Origin of the sequence: Gordonia sp. LUNF6 (genome assembly GCF_047041125.1) — a bacterium.
Classification (GTDB): Bacteria; Actinomycetota; Actinomycetes; order Mycobacteriales; family Mycobacteriaceae; genus Gordonia; species Gordonia sihwensis.
Window position 1 is genome coordinate 513,229 of sequence record NZ_CP178181.1, and the last position, 13,282, is coordinate 526,510.

General features: G+C 68.5%; 14 protein-coding genes. 6 read left to right on the forward strand and 8 right to left on the reverse strand.

Features of this window, described 5'->3' with window-relative positions; genetic code table 11:
- Positions 1-17: 17 nt before the first annotated feature.
- Genes ACK8HH_RS02345 through echA20 form a run of 4 tightly spaced genes read right to left on the reverse strand, consistent with a single transcriptional unit; the run spans position 18 to position 3,546 of the window.
- Complete coding sequence (locus tag ACK8HH_RS02345) at positions 18-1,121, reverse strand: NAD(P)H-dependent flavin oxidoreductase (protein ID WP_412475507.1); 1,104 nt, start codon at positions 1,119-1,121, stop codon at positions 18-20.
- Entirely contained in the window at positions 1,118-1,885 is a 768-nt protein-coding gene (locus ACK8HH_RS02350) for a CoA-transferase subunit beta (protein WP_006894197.1), read from the reverse strand. The genes ACK8HH_RS02345 and ACK8HH_RS02350 overlap by 4 nt, the downstream gene beginning before the upstream one ends.
- Positions 1,882-2,778 (reverse strand): CoA transferase subunit A, encoded by an 897-nt coding sequence (locus ACK8HH_RS02355; protein WP_006894198.1) that lies wholly within the window; start codon positions 2,776-2,778, stop codon positions 1,882-1,884. The genes ACK8HH_RS02350 and ACK8HH_RS02355 overlap by 4 nt, the downstream gene beginning before the upstream one ends.
- A 6-nt stretch (positions 2,779-2,784) precedes the next feature.
- Entirely contained in the window at positions 2,785-3,546 is a 762-nt protein-coding gene (gene echA20, locus ACK8HH_RS02360) for a (7aS)-7a-methyl-1,5-dioxo-2,3,5,6,7,7a-hexahydro-1H-indene-carboxyl-CoA hydrolase (RefSeq protein WP_006894199.1), read from the reverse strand.
- Positions 3,547-3,625: 79 nt separating this feature from the next.
- Between echA20 and ACK8HH_RS02365 the strand changes: the two genes are divergently transcribed.
- From ACK8HH_RS02365 to ACK8HH_RS02375, 3 genes are read left to right on the forward strand one after another with little or no spacing between them, the layout of a single operon-like run.
- Positions 3,626-4,405, forward strand: a complete 780-nt coding sequence (locus ACK8HH_RS02365; protein ID WP_006894200.1) for an SDR family oxidoreductase — start codon at positions 3,626-3,628, stop codon at positions 4,403-4,405.
- 52 nt (positions 4,406-4,457) lie between these two features.
- A complete protein-coding gene (locus ACK8HH_RS02370) occupies positions 4,458-5,354 on the forward strand; it encodes an SDR family oxidoreductase (RefSeq protein ID WP_412475508.1) in 897 nt (298 codons plus the stop codon).
- Positions 5,355-5,366: 12 nt separating this feature from the next.
- Complete coding sequence (locus tag ACK8HH_RS02375) at positions 5,367-6,176, forward strand: crotonase/enoyl-CoA hydratase family protein (protein WP_412475509.1); 810 nt, start codon at positions 5,367-5,369, stop codon at positions 6,174-6,176.
- Positions 6,177-6,197: 21 nt separating this feature from the next.
- On the opposite strand, the gene ACK8HH_RS02380 is transcribed toward ACK8HH_RS02375, so the two are convergent.
- Positions 6,198-7,079 carry an oxygenase MpaB family protein gene (locus ACK8HH_RS02380; protein ID WP_412475510.1) on the reverse strand — a complete coding sequence of 294 codons (882 nt, stop codon included), beginning with the start codon at positions 7,077-7,079 and terminating at the stop codon, positions 6,198-6,200.
- A gap of 91 nt (positions 7,080-7,170) precedes the next feature.
- Here ACK8HH_RS02380 and ACK8HH_RS02385 point away from each other — a divergent pair, with 91 nt between their 5' ends.
- The gene (locus ACK8HH_RS02385; protein ID WP_412475511.1) at positions 7,171-7,755 is read left to right on the forward strand and encodes a TetR/AcrR family transcriptional regulator; all 585 of its coding nucleotides are present in this window, start codon (positions 7,171-7,173) and stop codon (positions 7,753-7,755) included.
- Between the two features lie 19 nt (positions 7,756-7,774).
- On the opposite strand, the gene ACK8HH_RS02390 is transcribed toward ACK8HH_RS02385, so the two are convergent.
- Positions 7,775-8,431: a GNAT family N-acetyltransferase gene (locus ACK8HH_RS02390; protein ID WP_006894206.1), complete on the reverse strand. Its 657-nt coding sequence runs from the start codon at positions 8,429-8,431 to the stop codon at positions 7,775-7,777.
- A gap of 189 nt (positions 8,432-8,620) precedes the next feature.
- On the opposite strand from ACK8HH_RS02390, the gene fadD8 reads away from it, so the two are divergent.
- Together fadD8 and ACK8HH_RS02400 are read left to right on the forward strand one after the other, a co-directional pair.
- Positions 8,621-10,225, forward strand: a complete 1,605-nt coding sequence (gene fadD8 / locus ACK8HH_RS02395; protein WP_412475708.1) for a fatty-acid--CoA ligase FadD8 — start codon at positions 8,621-8,623, stop codon at positions 10,223-10,225.
- A 122-nt stretch (positions 10,226-10,347) separates the two neighbouring features.
- On the forward strand, positions 10,348-11,472 hold the full coding sequence (locus ACK8HH_RS02400; protein ID WP_412475512.1) for a lactonase family protein: 1,125 nt from the start codon (positions 10,348-10,350) through the stop codon (positions 11,470-11,472).
- A gap of 4 nt (positions 11,473-11,476) precedes the next feature.
- Here ACK8HH_RS02400 and ACK8HH_RS02405 read toward each other — a convergent pair whose 3' ends face one another.
- Complete coding sequence (locus tag ACK8HH_RS02405; RefSeq protein WP_062366238.1) at positions 11,477-11,956, reverse strand: nitroreductase family deazaflavin-dependent oxidoreductase; 480 nt, start codon at positions 11,954-11,956, stop codon at positions 11,477-11,479.
- Position 11,957: 1 nt separating this feature from the next.
- Entirely contained in the window at positions 11,958-13,121 is a 1,164-nt protein-coding gene (locus ACK8HH_RS02410; protein ID WP_006894210.1) for a steroid 3-ketoacyl-CoA thiolase, read from the reverse strand.
- Positions 13,122-13,282 lie beyond the last annotated feature (161 nt).

Below are 13,282 nucleotides of genomic sequence, written 5' to 3' on the forward strand. Positions count from 1 at the left end.
CGGAGCGTGGGAGACGCTCAGCGGGGAAGCGCGGCCAGGCGCGCGTGCGCTTGCGTCATGATCGAGGTGATCAGTTCCGCGCAGGACGGCAGATCGTCGATCATGCCGACCACCTGGCCGGACGCGAGCACGCCGGCGTCGGTGTTGCCGTCGACCAATCCGGCCTTGAGCAGCATCGGGGTGTTGCCTGCCATGATGATCTGCTGCCAGGTCCGCTCGCCCGACTTCTTCATCGACGCACCGTCGCGCAGCATGGTGGTCCACTTCATACCGGTGAGCTGCTTGAACTCGTTGGCGTTGCGCGCCGCGGCCAGCAGCGCCTTCGCGCGGGAACCGCTTTCGAGGGCGTTGACGAGCTCGGTCCGCAGCACGCGGTGCGGCATGCCGTCCACCTTGAGCGACACCACCGTGTCGTTCAGTCCGCGTTTGAGGTATTCGCGCTTGACGCTGTCCGGGACGGCGGAGTCACTGGTCAGGAGGAACCGGGTGCCCATCGCTATGCCTTCGGCGCCGTAGGCGAGTGCGGCCACCAGACCGCGACCGTCGAAGAAGCCGCCGGCGGCGATCACCGGCATCGACGTCGGCCCGTCGCCGCCGCCGAGGGCGTCGATCACCGACGGCAGCAGCAGCGTGGTCGCCACGCCGCCGGTGTGGCCGCCGCCCTCGCCGCCCTGCACGATGACGGCGTCGGCGCCCCATGACGCGACCTTCACCGCGTGCTTGGCGGCGCCGATCGACGGCACCACCACCAGGCCGTTGTCCTTCAGCTTCGCGATCAGCTCCTTCTTCGGAGCCAGCGCGAACGAGGCGACCTTCACGCCTTCGCGGATCATCAGATCCACGCGCTCGGCCGCATCGGTCGCGTCCGCGCGCAGGTTGACCCCGAAGGGCTTGTCGGTCAGCGACTTGGTCTTCTTGATCGCGAACTCGAGTTCGTCGTAGGTCATCGTCGCCGATGCGAGGATGCCCAGTCCGCCGGCTTCGGCGGTGGCGGCCGTCAGTGACGGTCCGGAGACCCAGCCCATGCCGGTCTGCACGATCGGATAGTCGATGCCGACCAGTTCGGTGAAGCGAGTCGACAGCGGAGCCGCGGGCGCCGGTCCGTTGTGAGGCGCGGTCACGACCGGACCTCGCGGTCGCGGAGATTCCTGGGGTCGAGGACCTCGCGGATGATCCGCAACTGTTCGTCGGTCGGGTCCGCGGTGGCCGGGGCCGATTCGAGGTCGGCCACCGGGAAGCCGGTGGCGTCGGCGACCGCCTCCGGCGTCACGCCCGGATGCAGCGACAGGGCCCGCATGGTGTGGCCGGGTCCGCGGAAGTCGAAAACGCCGAGGTTGGTGACCACTCGGTGGATGTTCAGATCGTCGAAGGCGGGATTGCGCTCGTCCACCTTGTCGAAGCCGACGCCGGAGACGATGTCGACCCGCTCCGGGAACACCCGAGCCGTATGGTTCCCGACCCAGTAGCTGGTCGGGTGGTTGATGGTGTTGCCGGGAGCGCCGCGCACGCCGAACATCTGGCGAGTCGGCTGCTGCAGCGGACCGAACGCCGAGAGGTTCTGGTTTCCGTAGCGGTCGATCTGGTTGGCGCCCATCACCACGTGCCGCCGGCCGGAGGCGACCACGTCGAACACCTTGCGGAAGGGCATCCACCCTTCCACCGGACCCGACTGGCCCACCGCGGGTGTGTCGGCCAGGATGAGCGCTTCGCCGTCGGTGATGAGCAGATCGGGTTCGGTGGTCAGTCGCGCCAGCCGGGCGCCGATCAGCGGAGTGGTGGCCATCGGCGACGCCATGATCTCGCCCGCGCCGGTGAAGATGTCGGCACACGCCGCGACGCAGTACTCGGCGCGGGTGATGACAGCGGTGGTCTCGGGACTGCTCACTTGGCTTCCTCCTGCTCGGCCTGCCACTTGGCGACCTCGGTCTGGTATCCGGCCTCGTCGACGTCGAGGAAGCGGGTCTTGAACGCCGACCAGCTCTCGTCGTCTGCCGCAGAGGTCGCGTAGTGCTTCAGGAACGCGTTGTCGCGGCCGTATCCGCCCGCGAAGGTGAAGTGTGCGCCGTTCGGGGTGTGGACCACGCGGTCGACGTTCATCCGGTTGATCAGAAGACGTTCGCGGGCGACGGAGTCCACCAGTTCCTCGGTGGGGACCACCTGGTCGGCTTCCAGATAGCGGCGCCGCGCCGCGGCCAGGTACAGATCGTCGAAGTACGGATCGACTCCGGTGTAGGCGGCGTTCCCGTGAGGATCGGCGATGTCGAGGTGGACGAATGCCGCGTCGAGCTCGAGCGCGGGCATCGCGATGAGAGTCTGGGTGCGTCCGTCGGCATCCGGATACGGGGATTCGACGGTTTTGAGCTCGCCTTCCCAGAAATCGGGGACGGCGGAGCCGAGTCCGGCGCGGATGGGCAGGAAGGGCAGGCGTGCGGCGGCGGCCTCCAGGCCGCACTTGACCATGCCCTCGTCCATCTCGCGGGCCTCGATGGCGCCGGACAGACGCGCCTTGGCGAACCAGGGATCGTAGAACGGTGCGGCGTCGAGGGAGACGAAGCCGTAGTACGCGCGCTTCACCTTGCCCGCCGCGCACAGCAGCCCGAGGTCGGCGCCGCCGTAGGTCACCACGGTCAGATCCTTCACATCCGAGCGGGCGATGGCGCGGACCAGCGCCATCGGCTTGCGCCGGGAGCCCCAGCCGCCGATGCCGATCGTCATGCCGTCGCGCAGTTCGGCGACCACGTCGTCGAGGCTCGACGTCTTGTCAGTCTTGGTGGCCATTCGGTGTCAGTTCCCCTTCAGTGTCTTACCGGTCTCGACGAACGCGTCGCGGTGCTCGTCGGCCACTCCGGCCAGATTCAGTTCGTACGTGTAACGCTGCTCGAGCAGATAGCTGGTCTTGACGTCCACCGGATCGATACCGTTGATCGCCGCCTTGGCCGCCCGGATGACACGCGTGTCCTTGGCGTCGATCAGACGGGCGACCTCGAGCGCGGTCTCCAGCAGTTCCTCTCGCGGGACGGCCTTGTAGCAGGAGCCGAACTGCACCAGCTGCTGCGCGGTCACGTTCTGCGCGGTGTAGTACAGCGTCCGCATCAGGTGCTGCGGCACCAGGCGTGCCAGATGCGTGGCCGCGCCGAGCGCACCGCGATCGACCTCCGGCAGGCCGAAGACGGCGTCGTCGGAGGCGACGATCACGTCGGCGTTGCCGACCAGGCCGATGCCGCCGCCCACGCAGAAGCCGTTGACCGCGACGATCACCGGGACCTCGCAGTCGTACACGGCCGAGAACGCCGCGGCGCACCCGCGGTTGGCGTCGATCAGGGCACCGAAACCGGTGGTCTGCTGCATCTCTTTGATGTCGACGCCCGCATTGAAGCCGCGTCCCTCTGCTCGCAGGATGACCACGGAGGTCTCCGGATCGGCGCCCGCGGCACTGATCGCGTCGGCGAGTTCGAACCATGCGGCGCTGGGCAGCGCGTTGACCGGCGGAAAGTCGACCGTCACGGTGACGATGCCGGACTCGGCGCGGGCGGTGGTGATCGGCACACCGACTCCTTTGTCTGGGCTGGGTGGGGCTCTGACGAGCCACCCAAGCAAATGCTTGGTTGTTTGTTACAGTAGCACCATGACCGAAGCAGTGCACGGCCCGGTGAATCTGGGGCTGGCAGGGAGAATCGTCCTGATCACCGGCGGTGTCCGCGGGGTGGGCGCGGGAATCGCGCAAGTGCTCGACGACCTCGGCGCCACGCCCGTCGTCTGCGCTCGACGCCCGGGCGACGACGACCGCGAGTTCTATCCCTGCGACGTCCGCGACGGTGATGCGGTGGCCTCGATGATCGAGCAGATCGTCGCCGCGCACGGCAGGCTCGACGGCGTGGTGAACAACGCAGGCGGCTCGCCGTTCGCGCCGGCCGCGGATGCCTCCGACAACTTCTCCCGGAAGATCGTCGAACTCAATCTCGTCGCGCCGCTGATCGTCGCGCGCGCCGCGCACCGAGTGATGTCGACCCAGGACGGCGGCGGCGCCATCGTCAACGTGTCGAGCGTCAGCGGGCACCGGCCGTCCCCGGGCACCGCCGCCTACGGTGCGGCGAAGGCCGGTCTGGACAATCTCACCGAGACGCTCGCCGTCGAATGGGCGCCGTCGGTGCGGGTCAACTCGGTGGTCTGCGGCCCGGTGCAGACCGAGCTGGCGCATCTGCACTTCGGCGACGAGGCGGGGGTGGCCGCCGTCGGCGCCACCATCCCGATGGGCCGCATGGCCCGGCCCGCCGACATCGGCAATGCGGTGGCTTTTCTGCTGTCGCCGCTGTCGCAGTACATCACCGGTTCCACCGTCACCGTCCACGGCGGCGGCGAGAAGCCGGCCTTCCTGTCCGCCGCGAACGCCGGCAACGACGCCTGAGAACCGCGACGGTCGGGTACCGCCGCAGACTTCCGAGAGAGAGTGAAGAGCATTGAGCAACAAGACCAATGAGGGCCGCGTCGTCATCGTCACCGGTGCCGGCCAGGGGATCGGGCGTGCGCACGCGCACGCTTTCGCCGCCGACGGCGCCAAGGTGGTGGTCAACGACTACGCGGCGGAATCGGCCGCGGCCGTCGTCGACGAGATCAGGGCGGCCGGCGGCGAGGCCGTCGCGGCGGTGGGCGACGTCGCCGACTGGGACACCGGCGCCGCGATCGTCGCGACTGCGATCGATGCCTTCGGCCGTCTCGACGCGCTGGTCAACAACGCGGGATTCCTGCGGGACCGGATGCTGCTCTCGCTGAGTGAGGACGAGTGGGATTCGGTGGTCCGCGTGCACCTCAAGGGGCACTTCGTGATGCTGCGTCATGCCGGAGCGCACTGGCGCTCCCAGGCCAAAGCCGGTGAACGCGTGCAGGCCCGGATCATCAACACCAGCTCGGGAGCCGGCATCTTCGGCTCGGTGGGGCAGGGCAACTACGCCGCCGCCAAGGCCGCGATCGCCGAACTGACGATTCAAGCGGCCGCCGAACTCGGCGGATACGGGGTCACCGTCAACGGCATCGCCCCGGCCGCACGCACTCAGATGACGATGGGTGCGGGCGAGGCGATGGCCGCGCAGATGGCGGCGCCGGAGGACGGCTCCTTCGACGCGATGGATCCCGCGAACATCTCGCCGCTGGTGGTGTGGCTGGGCTCGCCGGCGTCGGCCTCCGTCACCGGGCGGCTCTTCGAGGTCGAGGGCGGCCGCGTCACGGTGCTCGACGGCTGGCAGCGTGCGGCCTCGCGCGACAAGGGCGCGCGCTGGGAGGTCGCGGAGCTGACTCCGGTGGTCGCCGAGCTGATCGACGCTTCACCGGTCCAGGTCAAGGCATACGGCGCCCGCTGAGAGGGCTCGCAGATGTCTGAGACCGCGGAGGGATCGGTCCGCTACGAAGCGTGCGACGGCGTCGCCGTGGTGACGCTGAACCGGCCCGAGGCGCTGAACGCGATCGACGGGGCCGTCGCGACCGGGCTGGGGGAGGTGCTGGAGAGGGCCTCCGCCGATCGCGCGGTGCGGGCGGTGGTGCTCACCGGAGCGGGCCGGGCCTTCTGCGCGGGGGCCGACCTCAAGGCCGTCGCACGCGGTGAGCCGATCATCGACGACACCCATCCGGAGTGGGGGCTGGCGGGGCTGGTGCGGCACTGGACCGACAAGCCGCTCATCGCGGCGGTCAACGGAACGGCGCTCGGCGGCGGGACCGAACTCGCTCTCGCCTGCGATCTCGTGGTCGCCGCCGACTCCGCGGTCTTCGGACTGCCCGAGGTGAAACGCGGACTGATCGCCGGTGGCGGCGGTGTGATCCGCCTGGCGCGGCAGCTTCCGCTCAAGCGGGCCCTGGAGATGATCCTCACCGGCGACGGGGTCGACGCCGCGACCGCCTGCGAGTGGGGACTGGTCAACCGCGTCGTCCCGGCCGCCGAGGTCCTGGACACCGCGCTCGCGTTGGCGCACCGGATAGCGGCCAACGCACCGCTGGCGGTACAGCTCAGCAAACGCGCCGTCTACCGGACACATCAGGGCCGGTCGGAGTGGGATCCCGAATGGGGCGCCGAAGAGCCCTGGGCCGTCAATCAGGAGGCCGGGCTCACGGTCCTCGCCTCCGCTGACGCGAGGGAGGGACCGCGCGCGTTCGCCGAGAAGCGCGAACCGGTCTGGCGCGGAGAGTAGGTCTCGGGTATCGGGGTCCGATCAGTGCCTGACCGGGCATCCGGGCGGTGCGAAGGTGCCCATCCGCTCGATGTCGAAGCCGTTCGGATAGCTCTTGATCCGGGGCAGATCGTGAACATGTCGCGGCCGCCGACGCCGGGGCAGCAGTGAGACCAGCCGGCCCCGGATTCGGAGGCCTGCCCTCGACGCGAACCGCAGCGCGGCGGGCGGACGCCGGTAGCCGAAGGCGTCGAGCAGTGCGTCGTCCATCACCGACAGACTGAAGGCGCCGATCAACGGTCGCAGCGGCGCCGGGTAGAAGGTCTTGAACAGGTCGATCGTGGCGTCGCCGGTGCGGCGGACGCCCGCGGTGCCGCCGGACCGGTAATGGGCGGCCTCGTACGAGTCCATCAGAGCTGCGAACTCCTCGTAGGTCTCCGGTACGTCCTTGATCGCCATGTGTCTGCCGAGTTGCCGGTAGTACAGCACGGTCGCGCGGATCTCGTCGTCGGTGAGCGGGCGTCTGCCGTAATCGCCGATCCAGCGGACCGGCACGACGACGAAGGTGGCCAGTACATACCGCATGTCGTCGTTGCTGATCTCGAACATCTTGTGCATCTGGTTGATCCGGCGAATCGCGGCCCTGCCGTCGGTGCTGTCGAAGCCTTTCAGGAGCGGCACCTCGAGCAGGACGGCGGTGTCGTCGTACCGCTTCTGCGGTCGGTCGCGGAACTCGCCGGTCCGGTCAAGGAGGTCGCCGATGCTCGGGACCGCGTACGTCCGGAACAGCGCGAAGCTCAGCGCTTGATTGATGTCCCAGGGGAACTCGTACGTGGCCAGGGCACGGTAGATCTCGTGGAACTCGGTCTCCGGATCCATGCCCGCGGTCCGGGACGGTGTCTGGACCAGCGTCTTGAGTGTCATCGGTCGGCTCCTGCCTGTCGGTGAGCTCACTGTAAGTTGAGTTATAGTTTTGTGCAAGGGGTCACGTCGCAGGTGAGGGAGGCGGGTTCGCATGGTGAAGAAGCAATCGGTGCCGTCCGAGCATGCGCGCAGGCGGTTTCTGGACGCGGGCCTGGAGGTGCTGGGGGAACACGGGCACGCGGGTCTCAAACTGGCGCAGGTCTGCCGGGTCGCCGGCACGACGACGGGCAGCTTCTATCACGCCTTCGCGGACTGGGCCGAGTACAAGTCGGCGCTGATCGACTACTGGCGAGAGGAACACAGCCGCAGACCGATCGGAGACGCGATCGCCGTAGACGACCCCAGGGAGCGGATCGACTTCCTGATCGGCGTCGGCCTCGGGCTCGACCGTGCCTCCGAAGCGGCGATCCGGGTCTGGTCGACCTATGATTCCGGGGTGCTGGCGCACTTGGCGGAGGTCGACCGGGAGCGCGCGGAGGTGATTCGCGAGACGTCGGCCGAGGTCATCGGTGATGCCGACAAGGCGGAGAAGTTCGCGCAGGTGGCCATGTACCTGCTCATCGGCTACCAGATGGGGACGGTCGATTCGCTGGACGCGCTGCGGTTCGGTTTCGAGTCCATGCTGGCCGGCGCAATGGGCGACGGGCCCGGTCCGTCGTGGACCGGGCCCGCCTGAGGGTCTGCAGGGTGCCGCGTCAGGCGCTGGGGGCCCGCACCACCATCGGGACGCCGGGGAACAGCGCTGCCATCTCCGAGCGCGACTTGCGCAGCGCCGCAGTGCCGTAGCCGCGCTTGCGTGATTCCGGGCGAATCCAGATGCGGACGTCGACCTCTCCGTCGTTCAGTTCGCCGAAGACGATGCCCACCTTCTGGTCGCCTTCCACGGCCACCAGCCAGACGGCGTCTTCGGCGTCGACGCGGTCGACGCCCTTGGTGATCTCGTCTGCGACGTCCCCGGCCGGCGCGCCCGACCCGTCGCCCGCGACACCCTGTTCGGCGGTGCGTTCGGCGAACAGATCGGCGTCGTCGTCGGCGGAGAAGGGACGGAGGTCGAGGCTGTCGCCCGAACTCGCCGGCCGCTCGGCGAGCGTGAAGGTGATCTCCTCGTTGAGATTGTCGAGTTCGGCCTGGTTGTGGCGCCGCTCGGTCTTGGTGAGCTGGTAGAAGGACATGTTCAGGACCGCTTCCGCGCCCAGTTTCGACTTGCCGAGAAGGTCGGCGATCGCAGTCGCCGCGGCATCGCGATCCTCTGCGTCGACGATCGCGTCGAGTACCTCGTGCCGCCGCTCCATCGCGGTCAACAGCGCGTCGGTGATGTCTCGTCGGGTTGCTGCCTGGTCCAGATCCGTCATATCTCGATACTAGGTCCGATCCCGGCCGAACGGTTGGACTTCTTTTCGCCGGTCGCGATCTCGGCGCTCTTTTCGTGACGGGATCCCGAATCGGAGACGTCTCGAGAGAGTCTGTGCGGCAACAGTTTTCGATCGAGCGCTTCCAGTCAGCTAGAACACGTTCTAGTATTTGCGCACATGGGATCCGAAATGACTGCGGCCGACGCGCTGCGCAACCCCGTCCACCTCGGCGACCTGATGGTCGCGGCCCTGCGCCGTCACCGGGACAAGCCGGTTCTGAAGCTCGGCGACGCCGAACTCACCGGCGGTGAGATGGCCGACCAGATCAGTCGCTACATCCAGGCCTTCGAGGCGGCCGGTGCAGGCACGGGAACAGCCGTCGGGCTGCTCGCACTGAACCGCCCCGAGGTGCTGTTCGTGATCGGAGCGGGCCAGACGCAGGGCTGGCGCCGAACGGCGCTGCACCCGCTCGGGTCGCTCGACGATCACGCCTACGTCCTCGCGGACGCGGGCGTGTCGACGCTGGTCATCGATCCGAATCCGATGTTCGTCGAGCGAGCGGTGGAACTGGTGAAGCGGGTCGACGGGCTCACCCGGGTCCTCACCCTCGGCCCGGTGCCCGCTGAGCTCACCGACATCGGCGTGGACATCGTCGCCGCCGCTCAGGAGTACCCCGTCCGAGAGTTGACCGCCGCGGTGCTCGACCCCGACCACGTCGTCTCGATCACCTACACCGGCGGCACCACCGGAAAGCCCAAGGGCGTCATCGGGACCGCCCGCGCGATGTCGACGATGACGCAGATCCAGCTGGCCGAGTGGGAATGGCCCGAGCGGCCGAAGTTCCTGATGTGCACTCCGCTCTCGCATGCGGGCGCGGCCTTCTTCGTGCCCACCCTCATCAAGGGCGGCACGATGCTGGTCCTGAGCAAGTTCGATCCGGCGCTGGTCCTCGAGACCATCGAGCGGGAGCGGATCACCGCCACCATGCTCGTGCCGTCGATGCTGTACGCCCTGATGGACCACCCGGACTCCCGCACCCGCGATCTCTCGTCCCTTGAAACCGTCTATTACGGCGCGTCGCCGATGAATCCGGTCCGGCTGGCGGAGGCGATCGAGCGGTTCGGGCCGATCTTCGCGCAGTACTACGGCCAGTCCGAGGCGCCGATGGTCATCAGCTACCTGCGCAAAGACGAACACGACAAGGCCCGCCTAGGCAGTTGCGGACGCCCGTCGGCGTTCCTGCGCACCGCCCTGCTCGATTCGGAGGGCAACCGCGTGGCGCGGGGTGAGCCGGGTGAGATCTGCGTGTCCGGTCCGCTGCTGGCCGGCGGTTATCTCGGGCTGCCCGAGCAGACCGCCGAGACCTTCGTCGACGGCTGGCTGCACACCGGCGACGTCGCCCGCGAGGACGAGGACGGCTTCTGGTTCATCGTCGACCGCACCAAGGACATGATCGTCTCCGGCGGATTCAACGTGTTCCCCCGCGAGGTGGAGGACGTGGTCGCCGAGCATCCCGCGGTCGCACAGGTCGGGGTGATCGGCGTGCCCGATGAGAAATGGGGAGAGGCGGTGACCGCGGTGGTGGTCCTGCGCCCCGACACCGATGCCGGGGATGCGGCGCAAGCGCAGATCGCCGCGGACATCCAGGCCGCGGTCAAGGAGCGCAAGGGTGCGGTGCAGGCACCCAAACAGGTCGTGTTCGCCGAATCGCTGCCGTTGACGGCGCTCGGCAAGCCGGACAAGAAGGCCCTGCGCGCGCAGTTCTGGGAGGGTGCCGGCCGCGCCGTCGGATAGTTCGGCGGGAGAGGAGCCGGACGAGTGTGCAGGAATCGTGACAGTTCCGGCGTCGCTGGCCGGGAGACGATGAGCCCGAACCGGCCTCGCCTCTCGGGGCCACCGACAGCGAAAGTCCTGACATGGCTATTCTCCCGAACGGTGTCCGCGTCCGGCTGACGGCTCTTCTCACCGGCCTCGTCCTGCTGACCGCCGGGGCGCCGGGCACGGCACACGCCGGCACCCCGCATCCGCGCTTCCTGCTGACCGCGGGTACCGCGTCCCAGGGGATCAGCGTCCTGCGCGTGCACGACGACGGTGCGCTCACCCCGGTCCCGGGCAGTCCCTTCGCCACCGGTCTCGGGGTGCTGTCGCTCGTGGTGAGTCCGGATGGAGAGAAGGTCTACGTTCCGCACGCACTCGACGGCGGAGTCAGCGGTTACCGGATCTCCGCCAGCGGCCGGCTCACTCCGATCCCCGGTGCCGATGTGAAGGTGGGCGGCGCGCCGACGGCCGCCCGGCTCACGCCCGACGGCAAGTATCTGTACGTGGTTCTCGGCGGTGTCCCCGGCCGGGTGACGTCGTATCGCGTCACCGGCAGCGGCGCGCTGATCGCGACGGGGAAGCCGACCGCTCCGGTCGACGGGTTCAGCATGGTCGGTATGGGCGGCATCGACCCGAGCGGCACCCGGATGCGCGTGGTCAGCTACATCGGCAACACGATGACGAATTACGCCCTCGGCCCGGGCGGCGGCATCCGCCGTCTCGGTGTGACGCGGGTGGGGCTCGGGCCGGTCGCGCCCGGTTACTCGCCCGACGGGCGGTTCCTGTACGTCAGCGACGAGTTCTCCATGGGACTGTCGGGATTCCGCATCGGCGACGACGGCTCCGTGACACCGACCCCGGGGTCTCCGTACCCCACCGGAGGCGTCCCGCACGGCATCGTCATGACGCCGGACGGCAAGCGCCTGTACGTTCCGAACGCAGTCGGCACATCGATCGCCGCGTACAACGCCCACGCCGACGGGCGGCTGACGCCGATCGCGGGCTCGCCCTACCCGGGGCCGGCCGGAACCCTCCCCGGGCAGGTGCTCCTGCACCCGAACGGGCGCTACCTGTACGACATCGACGTGCTGACCGCACGGCTGACCTCGAGGGTGACCACCTATCGGATCGGGGCCGACGGGTCGCTCTCCCGGACGTCCCGACCGGAGGTGGACACCGGCGTGATCATGTCCGACGGCCCGATCGCCGCGATGACGCCGTGAGCGATCACACCGGTTCGCAGATCACGACCGGGATCTCGCGGTCGGTCCACGCGGCGTACGTGTCGAAGTCCGCGTACATCTCGACCAGCCGCGGCCAGAGTTCGGCGCGTTCGGCGTCGCCCGCGATTCGCGCCAGATAGTTGCGCTCTTCCCGGCCGATCTGGATCCGGACGTTCGGCTCATCGCGCACGTTGTAGTACCAGGCCGGATTGTTCGGCAGTCCGCCCTGCGAGGCGACGAGCACGATCGACTCGCCGTCGCGCAGGAACAGGAGCGGAACGGTGCGCTCCTGTCCCGACTTGCGCCCCGTCGTGGTGAGCAGGCAGACGGGTGTGGGGCGGCGCAGCGCGGCACCGACTCGCCAGGTCCCGCCCAGCCGTCCGCGCGTGAGCCGGTACAGCCGGGTGTTGAGCCGTGAACCGATCCTGATGATCCGCGCGACCACCGGCGAATCGAGTTGGGCCGGTCGGGAGCTCGCCTCCAAATCAGATCCGTTCGATGATGGTCGCGGTCGCCAGCGCGCCGCCGGCGCACATCGTGACGAGCGCGGTCTGCTGGTCGCTGCGCTCGAGTTCGTGCAACGCGGTGGTGAGCAGCCGGGAGCCGGTGCTGCCCACGGGGTGCCCGAGGGCGATGGCGCCGCCGTTGACGTTCACCTTGTCCATGTCGGCACCGTGCACCTGGGCCCAGCTGAGGACGACGGAGGCGAAAGCCTCGTTGATCTCGACCAGATCGATGTCGTTGAGATTCATCCCCGAGCGGGAGAGGACTCGTTCGGTGGCCTGAACGGGTCCGTCGAGGTGGTAGTACGGTTCGGCTCCGACGAGCGCCTGGCTCACCAGCCGGGCCCGCGGACGCAGGCCGAGGGCCTTGGCCTTGTCCTCGTCCATCAGCAGCACGGCCGCCGCGCCGTCGGAGATCTGCGACGAGTTGCCGGCGGTGTGGATGCCGCCCTCGATCACCGCCTTGAGTCCGTTCAGCGACTCGGCCGTGGTGTCGCGCAGACCCTGATCGCGGTTCACCTCGAGGATCTGACCGGTCAGCTCGCCCTCCTTGGTGCGCTCGGGCGCCTTGACCGTGAGGACCTCGCGGTCGAAGCGGCCCTCGTCCCACGCACGCTTGGCCTTGGTCTGCGAGGCGAGCCCGAGTGCGTCGACGTCGGCGCGGGTGATGCCCCGGCGCTTGGCGATCCGCTCGGCGGCGTCGAACTGGTTGGGCATGTCGATGTCCCACGAATCGGGGCGGCGGGGGCCCGCATCCGTGCCGACGTTGGCGCCGAGCGGCACATGTGACATGCATTCGACGCCGCAAGCGATGCCGATGTCGATGGTGCCGGTCGCGATCAGGCCGGCGACCATGTGATTGGCCTGTTGTGCGGATCCGCACTGGCAGTCGATGGTGGTGGCGCCGGTCTGCCACGGCAGGCCCGAGTGCAGCCACGCGGTGCGTGTGACATTGTTGCCCTGCTCGCCGACCTGCATGACGCAGCCGCCGACCACTTGCTCCACCAGGCCCGGATCGATTCCCGCGCGTTCGACGACGCCGCGCTGTGCCGCACCGAGGATCTCCGCCGCATGCAGGCCCGACAGCCAGCCGTTGCGCTTGCCGATCGGAGTACGGACCGCTTCGACGATCACCGGTACACCCATGCCAACTCCTTGTTCGAGAAACGTTTCTCCGTCAAAACTAGAACAAGTTCTTGTTCGCGTCTATCCAGTGTGGCAGAGTGTGAGTTACGCAAATTGTAACGGGTTCTCGTTCCGATCGAGACCGGAGAACATGGCCAGAGAATTGAGGTGATGACGTGACT

Coding starts and splice junctions, on each gene's coding strand:
- ACK8HH_RS02365 (WP_006894200.1), top strand. CDS start 3,626: ATGACCGAAGCAGTGCACGGCCCGGTGAATCTGGGGCTGGCAGGGAGA.
- ACK8HH_RS02380 (WP_412475510.1), bottom strand. CDS start 7,079: ATGACACTCAAGACGCTGGTCCAGACACCGTCCCGGACCGCGGGCATG.
- ACK8HH_RS02355 (WP_006894198.1), bottom strand. CDS start 2,778: ATGGCCACCAAGACTGACAAGACGTCGAGCCTCGACGACGTGGTCGCC.
- ACK8HH_RS02390 (WP_006894206.1), bottom strand. CDS start 8,431: ATGACGGATCTGGACCAGGCAGCAACCCGACGAGACATCACCGACGCG.
- fadD8 (WP_412475708.1), top strand. CDS start 8,621: ATGACTGCGGCCGACGCGCTGCGCAACCCCGTCCACCTCGGCGACCTG.
- ACK8HH_RS02385 (WP_412475511.1), top strand. CDS start 7,171: ATGGTGAAGAAGCAATCGGTGCCGTCCGAGCATGCGCGCAGGCGGTTT.
- ACK8HH_RS02400 (WP_412475512.1), top strand. CDS start 10,348: ATGGCTATTCTCCCGAACGGTGTCCGCGTCCGGCTGACGGCTCTTCTC.
- ACK8HH_RS02375 (WP_412475509.1), top strand. CDS start 5,367: ATGTCTGAGACCGCGGAGGGATCGGTCCGCTACGAAGCGTGCGACGGC.
- ACK8HH_RS02410 (WP_006894210.1), bottom strand. CDS start 13,121: ATGGGTGTACCGGTGATCGTCGAAGCGGTCCGTACTCCGATCGGCAAG.